The sequence below is a fragment of the Paenibacillus sp. FSL H3-0329 genome, from assembly GCF_037963285.1.
Taxonomy (GTDB): domain Bacteria; phylum Bacillota; class Bacilli; order Paenibacillales; family Paenibacillaceae; genus Paenibacillus_AQ; species Paenibacillus_AQ odorifer.
Genome location: NZ_CP150150.1, coordinates 1,828,123 through 1,841,953, shown reverse-complemented (window position 1 = coordinate 1,841,953; position 13,831 = coordinate 1,828,123). Strand labels below are relative to the sequence as shown.

Annotated in this window: 13 protein-coding genes; 5 read left to right on the top strand and 8 right to left on the bottom strand. The window is 41.9% G+C overall.

The genetic code is table 11. The features are described from left to right. Positions 1–23: 23 nt before the first annotated feature. Together NSQ66_RS07915 and NSQ66_RS07910 are read right to left on the bottom strand one after the other, a co-directional pair. Complete coding sequence (locus NSQ66_RS07915) at positions 24–755, bottom strand: metallophosphoesterase family protein (RefSeq protein ID WP_305953810.1); 732 nt, start codon at positions 753–755, stop codon at positions 24–26. Between the two features lie 84 nt (positions 756–839). After that, complete coding sequence (locus NSQ66_RS07910) at positions 840–1,361, bottom strand: MarR family transcriptional regulator (protein ID WP_076141363.1); 522 nt, start codon at positions 1,359–1,361, stop codon at positions 840–842. A gap of 253 nt (positions 1,362–1,614) precedes the next feature. Here NSQ66_RS07910 and NSQ66_RS07905 point away from each other — a divergent pair, with 253 nt between their 5' ends. Beyond that, positions 1,615–3,210 carry an MDR family MFS transporter gene (locus tag NSQ66_RS07905; RefSeq protein WP_063829770.1) on the top strand — a complete coding sequence of 532 codons (1,596 nt, stop codon included), beginning with the start codon at positions 1,615–1,617 and terminating at the stop codon, positions 3,208–3,210. Between the two features lie 73 nt (positions 3,211–3,283). Here NSQ66_RS07905 and NSQ66_RS07900 read toward each other — a convergent pair whose 3' ends face one another. Beyond that, a complete protein-coding gene (locus NSQ66_RS07900) occupies positions 3,284–3,751 on the bottom strand; it encodes a MarR family transcriptional regulator (protein ID WP_036675630.1) in 468 nt (155 codons plus the stop codon). 141 nt (positions 3,752–3,892) lie between these two features. Here NSQ66_RS07900 and NSQ66_RS07895 point away from each other — a divergent pair, with 141 nt between their 5' ends. After that, positions 3,893–5,395 carry an amidase gene (locus NSQ66_RS07895; protein WP_076141393.1) on the top strand — a complete coding sequence of 501 codons (1,503 nt, stop codon included), beginning with the start codon at positions 3,893–3,895 and terminating at the stop codon, positions 5,393–5,395. Positions 5,396–5,432: 37 nt separating this feature from the next. Here NSQ66_RS07895 and NSQ66_RS07890 read toward each other — a convergent pair whose 3' ends face one another. Next, positions 5,433–6,026 carry a TetR/AcrR family transcriptional regulator gene (locus NSQ66_RS07890; RefSeq protein ID WP_076104911.1) on the bottom strand — a complete coding sequence of 198 codons (594 nt, stop codon included), beginning with the start codon at positions 6,024–6,026 and terminating at the stop codon, positions 5,433–5,435. Positions 6,027–6,192: 166 nt separating this feature from the next. Here NSQ66_RS07890 and NSQ66_RS07885 point away from each other — a divergent pair, with 166 nt between their 5' ends. Continuing rightward, positions 6,193–7,080 (top strand): ABC transporter ATP-binding protein, encoded by an 888-nt coding sequence (locus NSQ66_RS07885; protein ID WP_076141362.1) that lies wholly within the window; start codon positions 6,193–6,195, stop codon positions 7,078–7,080. Continuing rightward, the gene (locus NSQ66_RS07880) at positions 7,077–7,889 is read left to right on the top strand and encodes an ABC transporter permease subunit (RefSeq protein ID WP_076134034.1); all 813 of its coding nucleotides are present in this window, start codon (positions 7,077–7,079) and stop codon (positions 7,887–7,889) included. The genes NSQ66_RS07885 and NSQ66_RS07880 overlap by 4 nt, the downstream gene beginning before the upstream one ends. A 334-nt stretch (positions 7,890–8,223) precedes the next feature. On the opposite strand, the gene NSQ66_RS07875 is transcribed toward NSQ66_RS07880, so the two are convergent. The 4 genes from NSQ66_RS07875 to NSQ66_RS07860 form a co-directional block, all read right to left on the bottom strand. Beyond that, positions 8,224–9,183: a family 43 glycosylhydrolase gene (locus tag NSQ66_RS07875; protein WP_038569499.1), complete on the bottom strand. Its 960-nt coding sequence runs from the start codon at positions 9,181–9,183 to the stop codon at positions 8,224–8,226. 103 nt (positions 9,184–9,286) lie between these two features. After that, entirely contained in the window at positions 9,287–10,183 is an 897-nt protein-coding gene (locus NSQ66_RS07870) for a carbohydrate ABC transporter permease (RefSeq protein WP_036675639.1), read from the bottom strand. Between the two features lie 54 nt (positions 10,184–10,237). Continuing rightward, positions 10,238–11,116 (bottom strand): sugar ABC transporter permease, encoded by an 879-nt coding sequence (locus NSQ66_RS07865; protein WP_036675641.1) that lies wholly within the window; start codon positions 11,114–11,116, stop codon positions 10,238–10,240. Between the two features lie 79 nt (positions 11,117–11,195). Then, complete coding sequence (locus tag NSQ66_RS07860; RefSeq protein WP_036675642.1) at positions 11,196–12,440, bottom strand: extracellular solute-binding protein; 1,245 nt, start codon at positions 12,438–12,440, stop codon at positions 11,196–11,198. A gap of 276 nt (positions 12,441–12,716) precedes the next feature. Between NSQ66_RS07860 and NSQ66_RS07855 the strand changes: the two genes are divergently transcribed. Beyond that, a complete protein-coding gene (locus tag NSQ66_RS07855; protein WP_036675644.1) occupies positions 12,717–13,622 on the top strand; it encodes an ArsR family transcriptional regulator in 906 nt (301 codons plus the stop codon). Positions 13,623–13,831: the final 209 nt, after the last annotated feature.

Sequence of the window (13,831 nt, the reverse complement as noted above, 5' to 3'; positions counted from 1 at the left end):
TTCTAAAAAAAATGGGAGAACGCTCAAAGCGTCTCACCATTCCGAACAAAATGCGTTATGTATTTCCCTGCGGAAATCTCCAGGCAATTTAGTCGTTGGCCATATGCGCAGCCACCATCTATGCCAATTTTATCTCCAAGTGGACTAAACCAAATTTCTTCTGAATCATGCAGATCCATCGTCGAAGTATGACCGAAAACAACCGTTTTGTTAGTGCTAACTACCGGATTCTTATAAAAGGGTTCTCTAATCCAGATAAAATCATAAGGGTCCTGCTGCTTCCAATCCTCTATTAATGGATTAATGCCCGCATGAACAAAAATATGTTCTTCCGTCTCATGATAAAGCGGCAATGTGCTTAGAAAGTCTATATGATGTCTATAGTCCCGCCTAATTTTTTCTTTTAGCTGCATATAATCCTTCCAGCCAAAATCCTCCTGCAAACCTTCGGAGCCCGCCTCACAATAACTCATCAGCGTATGAAATCCGCCATTAGTAAGCCAATGGGTATCCAATTTATCATCTTCGCCGGTGAGCGCATCGCAAGCCATTTTATCGTGATTTCCTTTGAGAACTATAGCTCCACATTCTTGCTGCAGAGTCATCACTTGCTCCACAATTCCTTTACTGTCCAGCCCTCTATCCACATAATCTCCCATCAAGATAAGCTTATCCTCCGCTGGGCGATAATTCACTTTTGATAACAGTGCATTGAATTCTACATAACTTCCGTGAATGTCACTAATTGCTAATATTCTGATGATAATCGCTCCTTGCTCTAAGATGCAAAAAAAGATGTTCCCGCGGGTGTGCAGGAATATCTTTTGATGTTGGGCTTTTTATACTGAATCTATAACTAATGACTCTTCATCCGACTGTGGAAAAAAATGACGGCTTCTGACCTCATGCACCGCTTCTTGAAAACGATCGCACAAAAAGATCAGCTGGTCGATCTCTTCCTTACCGACCTTTTGCGTGATTTCACTCAAAATACCGGAATAGGATGCCATCTGCCTGCTATAAATCTGCTCTCCAAGCTCACTCAGACAGATATATACGACCCGACGATCTGTATCGGATGTTGTACGTACTACGTAACCTTTTTCCTCCAAAGTATTTGCCATTTGCGTGGCAGTAGGTCTACTTATCTGGAGCAGGTCACTTAATTTAGAAATCATAACTCCCCGGTGCTGTTTGTCACCTTCGGTCGCTTTCTTTTGCTTCATTACAGTGTGAATGACGTACATCATAACAAACTCTCTATACGATACTACATCAATCGAGTAGGGGCGAGCAGTCAGACGCTTTATATTTTCAAGGGCTATGATAAGCTTCTGCTCTTGATTGTCATGGGTATCCATAGGGCACCTCCAATATACCTCAATCTAATTAGATTACTTACCTATTCCTAAAAAATCAAGTCAAATTCAAATTCTCTTTAAATTAAAATTTAATAATTAACCTGTTGTGCTAATTGATGAATTTGTGTATTATACATAAATGATAGTTTGGCTACCTAATTATTACGACATGAATTCCCAAACTACAATATATAGAAGTTAAAGGAGAGGAACTGCTCTGGAGCATCTCACTCAGAAAAAGAAAGTTACAATTATGATTGCTTTAATGGCGGCTATGTTTTTCGCAGCAATCAACCAGACAATTGTGGGCACAGCAATGCCCCGAATTATTGCGATGCTTGGAGGCATTGAACATTATACCTGGGTAATTACCATCTATATGCTCACCTCAACCATTGCTACCGTACTTGTCGGTAAGTTATCCGATATTTACGGAAGAAAGCCCTTCCTGTTATCAGGGATTGTCATTTTTATTATAGGTGCGTTCCTATCCGGATTGTCGACCAACATTTTTCAAATGATCACTTATCGCGGGATTCAAGGTCTAGGCGGCGGGATTCTAATGTCGGCTACCGTAACCGCTGTAGGTGATTTGTTCGCTCCAAGAGAGAGAGCCAAGTGGACTGGAATTATGATGGCGATATTTGGTTTCTCCAGCGTAATTGGTCCTACTCTTGGCGGATTCATGGTAGATCACATGGCTTGGAAATGGATCTTCTGGATCTTCTTGCCTTTCGGTATCGTGGCCTTCTTTATGATTTTGAAAATGTTCCCTAAAACAACGCGTTCTACATCTGAGTCCATTGACTATTTAGGCTCCATTTTCCTTTCCCTGACCATTGTTGCGCTCTTGCTCGGCTTTTCATGGGCAGGAACAAAATATGACTGGGGTTCTCCGGAGATTCTCGGCTTGTTTGGGGCTTCCATTCTGGGTCTGATTATCCTGATTCTGATTGAGCGTAAAGCTAAGAGCCCCGTATTGCCATTATCCTTATTTAAAAACTCCATCGTATCCATCTCAATGATTGTCGGTTTCCTGATGAATGCCGGTATGATGGGCGCAATGATCTACCTGCCCTTCTTTGTGCAAGGGGTAGAGGGCGTCTCCCCAACTAAATCTGGTTTTATCAATATGCCAATGTCACTTACTATGATTGTACTAAGTACTTTAGTGGGAAGATGGATCTCCAAAACAGGAAAATATAAACGTTATGCTCTAATGGGGATGCCATTCATGGTTGTAGCCATGATATTAATGGCCTTTATGAGTAACATTGCTACGGCTGTAGTCAGCATGATTATCTTCGGGGTTGGGTTAGGACTATCGATGCCCGTATTTACTCTAACCGTACAAAATGCTGTTGCTCCTTCAATGCTAGGTGTTGCTACTGCTACAAATACTTTATTCCGTAATTTAGGTGGAACCATAGGTATTGCCATCATGGGTACCATTATGAACTCCTCATTAACGAAAAAATTAGAGGCAGCGGTATCTTCAGGCAAAGGTCCGGATTTATCCAAACTCGATCCTGAATCCGCTAAACAGCTTTCTGCATTTATGAACCCTCAAATGTTGCTAGATCAACCTAAACTAAAGGAATTGCATGCAACATTGCCAGAGCAAATCCAGCCGCTCTTCAATCAATTGATTGAGATGCTGCGGAACGCACTGAGCGATTCCCTGACAGTTGTGTTCTTAAGTGGTACGGCGCTGTTAGTTATCGCAGCACTGCTCGTTCTGTTCCTTAAAGAGATTCCATTACGTAGTGGAGAGAAAAAAATGGAGGCACACGCAGAGGATAAAACCGGGAGTAAAAAACTCGAAAAATCTGTGCCTGCTGCACATTAATCACAAATAACCTTACATTAGAGATGTCCGTAAACAGCTTAGGCTGTGCGGCATCTCTTTTTGATAAGAAGGGCTAGGATTCGTTTGATTGATCATTCAATTCTTCGAAGTAAACGTAAACTCCGTTTAACAGCTCCATTAACGTATCCGTCTGTTCTTTGCCCATGTAATCAATCATACCTTTAAAGGTATTCCGGGATTTCGTTACGGCCATCTCAGCCAGATGCTCCCCTTTTTCCGTAAGCGTGATCTCACTAACTCGGCGATCCTGTGCATCGGAAGTACGCACCACATATCCTTGTGCAATCAGACTATTGAGCATTTGGGTAACCGTAGGAGAGGTGACTTTCAGAAACTTGCTAATCTCCGAAACCGTCTGTCCCTTCTTCCCTTCCCGTTCTTTACCAAGCTTTAAAGAAACCAACATCCGGACCTCACTTGGCTTCAAGCCCCAAATCGTAGTTTTACGCCAGTTCATTCTAGCGAATTGTTGGAAAGCCTCCATTAATCCATCCACATTCTGATATTTCTCTTCGTTCATCAGTACACCCCATAAAATCATTTAACACTAAGTATAGCCTAATATGACGTAAAAAAGAATTGATAGATGTCAGATTACCCATTTTCAAAAAATAACTAATGGGATGTATAATATAATAATCATCCTAAATTGAAAGTGGGTATTAATTTGACCTTTTCTTACTCTACCTATGACGCTCTAGGACTTGCTTCACTTGTCAAAGCACGTGAAATTTCACCTCGTGAGCTGGTCGAAGCCGCCTTTGCTCGGTTAGATGAGGTCAATCCGGTCATAAATGCGGTGGTGCGCACCCGCCGGGAAGCTGCTCTTAGAGAAGCCGACGAGATGCCTGTTCAGGATAACACTCGGCCGTTTGCTGGCGTTCCGTTTCTATTAAAGGATATTTCCCAATCTATCGCTGGCGAGCCCATCACTTGTGGGGCTATGCTGATGAAGAACAATGTCGCGCGGTGGGATTCAAATTATGTTGCACGGATTAGGAAAGCCGGCTTCATTCCACTTGGCCATACGAACACACCAGAGTTCGGCTTAAAAAACATTACAGAGAATGTCCTCCATGGACCTGCTCGTAATCCTTGGAATCTCGAATATTCTCCTGGAGGTTCGAGTGGCGGAGCCGCGGCAGCTGTTGCTTCTGGTATCGTTCCAGTAGCAGGAGCCAGTGATGGTGGTGGGTCCATCCGTATTCCCGCCTCATTCACAGGCTTATTCGGACTTAAACCCACGCGCGGGCGCACACCAGTAGGACCCGGAGTCGGCCGTCAATGGCAAGGGGCTTCTATTGATTTTGCCTTAACCCGGTCCGTTCGCGATAGCGCTGCTATGTTAGATCTGCTGCAGGTTGTGCAGCCAGAAGCCGCCTTCCAGACTCCGTTATATCCGGGCGTATATCTGGATGATCTGTTTAAGCCTACGCAACGTAAACTACGAATTGGATTTACGACTGCTTCCCCAGTAGGTACGCCTGTCTCTGAAGAGGCCGTAAATGCTGTTCTCAAAACCGTGAAATGGCTCGAAGCTGAAGGACATGCGGTTGAAGAAACAGAAAGTCCTGTGAATGGCACAAGACTGATGGAGAACTACTATACGATGAATGCCGGAGAGGTAGCAGCCATGTTCGTCTCCCTGGAGAGAAATATGGGACGTTCCATAACTGCTGACGATGTCGATATCATTACGTGGGTTCTTGGTGAGACCGGAAAAAATGTTTCAGCGGCCGAATTCGTACATAGTCTGGATGAATGGGACGTTGCAGCCGCCCAAATGGCGGAACTGTTTAATCATTACGACTTATATATAACACCTACGAATGCAAACTCCGCTCCCAAAATTGGTGAATTAACGCATAAACCTGCAGAGATAGCAAAGCTGCTGCACGTAAACGAATTGCCAAAAGAAGAACAGAGCCGCTTAATTTACGAGATGTTTGAGCCAAGCCTAACCTATACACCGTTCACCCAGCTCGCAAATCTGACAGGCCAGCCTGCAATGAGTGTGCCCGTCCATAAGTCAGCAACTGGCCTGCCGCTAGGCGTTCAAGTCATGGCGAACAAAGGTCGTGAAGATTTGCTGCTTCAGCTTGCTGCCCAGCTTGAACAATCCGCTCTTTGGGTCGGCATGACTGGAAATCCGCTGTTCACCTGATCAATTAAGGGTGATGCTCTCGCAGCTCAAGCTCCCCTTACTCTTTCCCGCAAATGCCATAGAAGAAAATATGGATGGCTTCCTCGATGAAGGCATCCATATCTTCCTGTTTGCTAGCTTCGTCTAGAAGTTCACCCGCATTACGCATATACATCCCCATTAGTGAAAGTATCCCTTTGGTGGATACTTTATTTGAGATTTCTCCCCGGGCTTTCCCATCCTCAACCATCTTCACCAGCACCGGCAAAATGTCATTCGCATATCGTTCCTCAATATAACGGAACATTTCTTGATCCTCAACCATAAGCTCCTTCACAGTCGCGGGAGATAAACCGCTGTAAGTTTGCCTTTCCATGGTTAGAATGTAACCAATAATCTCCTTTAGAGAATGCTCTTGATAAATGTAATCTTCAAACTCCTGAATTTCCTTCTGAACAAAGTCCTTAAAAGACTCACTAAGCAGCGCTTCCTTACTGCCAAAATAATTATAAATCGTCACCTGAGAGACCCCTGCTTCTTTCGCAATATCAGCGATCCGTAGACGTTTCGGTTCCCAGTTCTTGAGCATCTCCATGGTAGTTTTCATAATTTTGAATTTAATCTGTGCTGCTCTCTTCTCAAATCCATTCATAGCTTCCACCCTAACTTCGTTATTAAGTATGCGTATTTAAATTTAATGAAATATTCCATTTCAATTATTTCATAATTATATTGACTTCATTAACCACTAGGAATAATATAACATATGAAATATTCAATTCATATTAGTTCATTATTTTTACGGCGGGGGTGGCAGCATGCTGGTAGTAGAAGGCTTAACTAAACGATTTTCGAATGGCAAAGGAATCGAAGATGTAACATTTACCGTAAATAAAGGCGAGGTTTTTGGATTTCTGGGTCCTAACGGTGCGGGTAAATCGACGACCATACGGCATATCATGGGTTTTATGAAACCAGATCAAGGGCATGCGAGTATCCATGGGCTTGATGTATGGAAGGCACAAGGGACAGTCCAGAAGCATATCGGCTACTTACCCGGTGAAATCAACTTTTTTGATGGGATGACGGGTCTTTCTTTCCTTAAATTTATCTCAGCCATGCAGGGAATCAAAAATACTACCAAACGCGAGCAGCTGATTGAACGTTTGCAATTTGATGCCACCACTCCGATCCGAAAAATGTCAAAGGGAATGAAGCAAAAGGTCGGAATCGTCGCTGCTTTTATGCACAGTCCTGACGTTATTATTCTGGATGAACCTACCTCGGGTCTCGACCCGCTCATGCAAAAGGTATTTATTGATCTGGTACTGGAGGAAAAATCAGCCGGAACCACCTTTCTCATGTCCTCACACAGCTTTCAAGAAATTGAACGCACCTGTGACCGCGCCGCAATTATCAAAAACGGACGGATTATCACCGTAAAAAATATTCATGAACTGCAATCGATGCAACGGAAGCTGTTTGAGGTCATTTTTGCGAATAGTGAAGATGCAGTGAATTTTGCCGCCTCCGGCCTACAAGTGGAAGCTCACGAGGGAAATAGGGTCCGCATAGCTGTGCAGGGCAATTATGACCGATTCATCCGGGAAACTGGAAAATACAATGTCCGCAGCATCGACGTATTCACGCAGAATCTGGAGGACATCTTCATGGACTATTATGACCGCGAGGGGGCAGTGCAATGAATCTTCCGCTCTATAAGGAAATGATGCGAGTGAACCTGAAAGGAATATTGAATTACGCCTTTGGTTCTGCCTTCTATATTTTGTTTATGATCTGGCTTTATCCTGGGATTGCGGGGAGTACACAAGCAATTGATGACCTTATTAAGGCGATGCCAGAGGGTGTGGGTAAAGCCTTTGGGCTAAATAGCGGTTTTACCAGTGCTGAAGCTTTTATCTCCGGAGAATATTATGGACTTATACTAGTTCTGATTCTTTCCATAGTTTGTGTGCAAATGTCAACGCAGCTAATGGCTCGACTCGTGGATCGCGGCTCCATGGCTTATCTGCTCATAGCCCCAACTACACGGAGAAAAGTCGCCACCACGCAGGCACTTGTACTCACTACAGCATTGCTCTTAATTATGGGTGTAACCACCCTCGCCGGATTATTAGGTAAAGCATGGTTTCTTGGCAGTGAATATGACTTTAACAGCGGTCGCTTCGCTCAGCTGAATACCGTGGCCTTTTTATTATTTTTTGCGGTAGGCGGCCTTACCTTTCTCGTGTCCTCTGTATGTAATGACGAGAAAAAAGCACTCGGAATTTCCGGCGCCATCGCCTTCGGATTTTTCACTCTGGATCTACTCGGTAAAATAAGCGACAAACTGGAAGGACTGCGTTTCCTAACCTTATTCTCCTTCTATCAACCCGGGGAAATCGTTCAGGGCAACGTGGAGATTATTCAGGTCTCCAGTTGGCTGCTGTTGATCGGAGTGTTCACCTTTTCCTTGGGAGTAGAGCTGTTCAGAAGACGGGATCTTCCATTATAAGAGTACCTCACTTGATCAACTCGCTTTTACGCGTTCCCGAAGCAACTATCGGACACCGTTGACCTTAAATGCAACTTTATCACAAATTTGCGTACCTAACGGACCCTAAAGTCGTTATTGGCTTGAAGATCAGCAAAAATGAACCTTTTCTAAAGGAATAGCTGCACTGGGGTCCGCAACCTTACTCAAATGACTAAAAAATTGCAAATAGCGTCAGCTGAGTCCTTAAGCCTCAGGAGGGTTATAACTATGACTCTTATAAAAAACAACAGAGCAGTGTTTCTCCACCTCTGGGAGAATCATTGCTCTGTTGTTTTATGCGACAAATCCCTTTTTATTTCGTATCCGGTCTAGGTACACCAAAGTTTGGCGTTCCATCTTCATTCCACTGGATTACTTGCACACGTGCGTGACGATTCGGATCGTAAAGCGGATCTCCGACAATTTCCTTATAGCTTCTAGCATGGAAAACAAGGATATCCTGTGTGCCATCCTCAGAGACAGTAAAGCTATTATGTCCCGGACCATATTGGCCATTTTCCTCAGAAGTCGTAAACACAGGTTCAGGTGTCTTGACCCATGATTTTGGATCCATTAAATCACTATTCTCATCAGCAGTCAATAATCCCATACAATAGTTGTGATCTGTTGCACTAGCTGAGAATGTCATGAAAATACGTCCATTACGCTTAAGGATTGCCGCGCCTTCGTTCACCAAAAATCCGATTTTTTCCCAATCGTATTCAGGAGTAGTGATGCACACCTGCTCACCTTTTAGTGTCCAAGGGTTCTCCATTTCGGAAATATAAATATTTGAATTGCCAGGGATAGCAGGATCTTTTTGTGCCCAAACGTAATATCTAACTCCTTTATGCTCAAAAGTTGTTGCATCCAAGGCAAAAGATTCCCATTTTGTTTTTATTTGACCCTTTTCCACCCATTCACCCTCTAAAGGATTTGCGGATGGGTTTTCTAACGCAAACATGCGATGATCAAATAAACCATCTTTCGTATCAGAGGTATGTGCAGCTGCATAATACACGTACCATTTCCCATCAATATAATGAATCTCTGGCGCCCAGATATTAGCACTCATCAAGCCCGTTTCATGCTTAACCCAAATGGTCTTCCCTTCAGCCTCAGCTAATCCTTGAATGGATTCAGAACGGCGAAGCTCAATTCTATCGAACTCCGGAACTGAAGCTATGAAATAGTAGTACCCGTCAGTATGTTTATAGATCCAAGGATCTGCTCGTTGCTCAACTAGTGGATTTTTCACATTAAATTCTCTCACAATGACAACTCCTATATTTATCTCTTTTTTTATATTTGCAGGTCACCAAAACACACCCTTCCTATAAGAAGTCAAGGTGTATTTAAGTTTAAGTTCATTCGATCTAACCTTTGATACCCGAATTCAGGTTGATGGATTGAACGAAGTATTTTTGTGCAAAAACGAATAGCAGCAATGTTGGAATAATCGCCATGATTGCCGAGCCCATTAATTGTCCGATCATACGATAGTTTCCGTAGATGTCTTGCAATAAGAGCAAACCAGCGGTAATTGGCATTTTGTCTACGTCTGTGTACACGATAACCGGCCAGAGGAAGTCATTCCAAGATCCAGTAAAGGAGAACAATCCGCAAACAATTAGTATTGGTTTAACTAACGGCAATATAATTTGCGCGAAAATTCTAAAGTCACTTGCACCATCAACTTTAGCCGATTCATCTAATTCTTTTGGGATACCGTTCATAAACTGTCTGACCAAGAAGATATTACCCATACCCGCAAGACCAGGGATAATCATAGCCCAGGAAGTGTTCACCCAACCAAAGGAGTCAATGATTTTATACGAAGGAATCAAGTTAACAACACCCGGGAAGAAGGAGATCCCCAGCAAAGTAAAGAACAATGTGTCTCTTCCTTTAAACTTAATACGGGTGTAACCAAAACCTGTAATCGAAATAACAATAACAACCAGAATGGTGTGAGATGTAGCAATAAACAATGAGTTACCTAACCAACGTAGAATTGGAGCTGTAGAAGTATTGTTTAGGATCGTAACGTAGTTCTCAAAGACCCACTCTTTAGGAAATAGTCTAAAGCCCGAGGATACTACTTCCGTTTGTGATCTAAATGAGGTGGAAATCCCGAATATAACAGGAATGATCCAAATCACACATAGGATACCTAGAAATATATAGGATATATATTTTGAAATACTTACACTGGAGGAGCCTTTTATTTTGCCTGTTGTATTTACAACTGGATTTACTGCCTGGTTTGACATTTTAGTACACCTACCTTTTCCATTTCCTTGTTAGTCAATTAGTTTCTGCGAACCCTATGAAGCATTTCGGTTCATTACATAATATTGCAGTGCTGAGATCACCAAAATAACTAATCCCAGTAAAACTGCCATAGCTGATGCCATCCCGGCGATGGATTCACCGTTACCGAAAGCTAATTGACGAATATACATCATTAGAACGTGTGTACTTTGTCGAGGTCCACCATCGGTCATCATTAACGGTTGGCCGAATACATTAAAGGCACCCGCAGTTGTCATAACAAAGGTATAAATTAATGGAAAACGAATAGATGGCAAGGTAATACTAGTGAATCTTTTAATTGAACCCGCACCATCGAGCTCCGCTGATTCATATAACTCTTGAGCCACGCCACTTAAGGAAGCACGATAGATAATCATGTTGCCCCCAATACCACCCCATAAAGTAATTACAATGATAATAATCCACGCATAGGGTTGATTTGCAGGCCAAGCAATTTGTGATCCAAACAGATTACCAGTGATCCCTAGTTGCTTATTAAAGATCAACAGCCAAATCAGTGCTGCCGCAGAAATTGAAATCAAGCCAGGAATATAAAGAATAGATTGAATTAAGCTCTTCATTTTAACTTTTTTATGCTCCAACGCCACCGCAACCATTAATGGAATAATAATCAGCAGCGGAACAGACAAAGCAACGAAAATCAATGTGTTTTTTAGGCCTCTGAAAAATTGAGTATGAAAGGTTGATCCGCCGTCAAAAAGAATAGCTTTATAGTTATCAAAGCCTACCCATACCGGATCACTCATTAAATTCCATTTTGTAAATGAAGCATAAATCCCATAAATCGTTGGCAATAAAATGAAGACAGCAAACAAAATGACATGCGGACCTACAAAGAAAGCAGGTGCCCAATTGATTTTCTTTTTCATAGGAATTCATTTCTCCTTTTGCACAAAGTAATGCACCATAACATGGCACATTACTTCGTACAATCTATTCTATTTTGCTTTATTTTGCTGCACTGCTGCTTTCCGCAATTTTATCTTCAACAAATTTTTGCATCGTTGCCAAAGTCTCATCAATATCAACGTTGCCACGAACGATATCCGCACAGTAAGTATCTACAGCTTCCGCAATGTATGGGTAGTATTCATATGTGTAAATGTAAAGGGATTCGATTTCTTTTTCATCAGATGTAAAGAAGGATTGCATATAGTCTTTGTACTCAGGGCTTTGGTTAACTACGTTACTAGCTACGTTTTGTCCAGCTTTTGCCCATTCCATCGAATTCGTACGAACATATTCCAAGAAGTTAGCAATACCTACTTCTTTTTCGTCTGTTCTCTTATCATTTTTCAACATAGCGAACAAGTGAGAGGAAGATCTGTTGGTGAATTTGTCAGGAGTAGGAGAATAAACATTGGTCACGCCAAAGTTCAAGCCTTCAACCCCAGCATGTGCTGTAGAACTCCAAGTTCCGTCTGTCGAGAAAAGTACATTTTGAGATTGGAACATCAAGTAACCGTCTTCACCAAATGGAGTCATAAGGCCAGCATCGGCGATTTTCTTAACATTTTCAAACGCTTGTTTAAAGACAGGGGTGTTAACAGCCGGTTTTCCATCAACTTGGATATCGCCGCCCAAATCTTGAATTTGAGCCAAGATAACCCAGCCCAGCAAAGCATCATTAACTACGTAATCGCCTTCATCCAATTTACCTTGTAAGGAAAGCATTTCATCAATAGTAACAACGTTATCATCCAAGAAAGATTCAGCATTATACTTTTTCAGCAAATCTTTATTGTAATACATTACGTTACTATGAATATCAAGAGGAACTGTGTATTGAGTTCCATCGATATTACCAGTGTTCCAAGCTTGTGGTAAGTAATTTTCAGCTTTCAGTTCAGGTTGTGCTGGCAATACGGTATCTTGCATGGATTCCAGTACACCTTGTTTAACAAATCCAGGAACACGGTCAGCATGGATAATTGCTAAATCAGGAACACCTTTGCTAGATGCCAAAACTGTAGAAATCTTTGTGTACATATCAGCCGTAATAACATGTTTTACTTTAATTTCGGGATTCGTTGCATTGTAGTTTTTAACAATTTGATCCATATAAGCACCGTCATCACCGGTCAGCGGTGTCCAGAACGTAATCGTCTTACTATCATCTTTACCACCGCATCCTGCCAAAACTGTCGATAATGTTAGAACCGTTGCTAATAAAACTCCAAATTTCTTTTTCATTACTCTCTCCCCCTGCAGCTGTAATGTTAAGATAACCATTCATGTTCACTTTCTTTGAAAACGATTAACTTGAGATTAGTATACATTCATTGTGAAAGCGTAGTCAATAACATTTAAATAAACTTAACAGAATTTTTTTTCGTTTAATTAACCTTTTGATTCATCTCTCGGAGATGAAAGCGATATTATATTTACTTCGGTTACCTTTCATGTTACTTTATATATAGATTAATAAACTTTACAGTATATGAAATAACTTTGAAAGAAGTGGGTAAAATGCAGTTGGAAATCGACAAATCCTCTCTTGTTGTTTACGAAGCTTTAGCGAGTGAAGTACGCATCAAAATTATTCAGTTGCTCTCCAAAAATAAGATGAACATCAAAGATTTGGCAGAAGAACTTAAAATAAGCAGTCCTATCGTTACCAAACACATTAAAAAACTAGAAGATGCAGGGCTCATAAAAACGGAAAAGGTGCCTGGTAAATCAGGAATGCAAAAAATCTCAATCCTTAGGGTGGATCATATTGAGATTAACTTCCCGAAGAAAATCTTTCACTCCTTTGCCTCCTACGAGACATCAGTGCCGATTGGTCATTATACCGATTATGATCTGAAACCTACTTGCGGACTTGCTACGGATAAGGAGTTTATCGGCAGAGTAGACGAACCTAAGTATTTCATGGATTCTAAAAGAGTGGACGCAGAGATTCTCTGGTTCACTCAAGGTTATGTGCAATATAATATCGCTAATTTCCTAAAAAAAGAGGAAACCCTACAGCAATTTGAAATTAGCTTGGAGCTTTCTTCCGAATTCCCCTTTGCTAATGACGTATGGCCTTCAGACATCACCTTTTCTTTGAATGGCTTGGAATTAGGGACTTGGACGAGCCCCGGGGATTTCGCTGATGCTAGAGGTAAATTCACACCGGAATGGTGGCCACACAATATCAATCAATACGGATTGCTAAAAACGATTAGAATTACAAACCACAATGGAACTTACATTGACGGTGACCCGCTGTCTCAGGTTTCGATTGAGGATTTAGATACGACTTGTGACCGTTGGACCTTTCGGATCGAAGTGAAGGAAGATGCAAAGCACGTAGGAGGAGCAACGATTTTCGGGAAAAAATTCGGAAACCATGATCAAGATATCATTTTCAAATTGTACTATCTGTAAATTTTTCTTTTATGTTCTAAGCAAAACTGGTTCTTTTTGCGGGGGTGAACAACTAATTAGCTATTCTTCCTTAGCTCCCCCCCACCCGTTATGCCCTACCCCCTCTCTTTATCCATGCTGATATATCCCGCCTAGTCATCCATTCACCAAATTTCACTCTTATCCACTTCAGCATTAATCACCAGTAGTTAAATCATTTTCCTCTATTT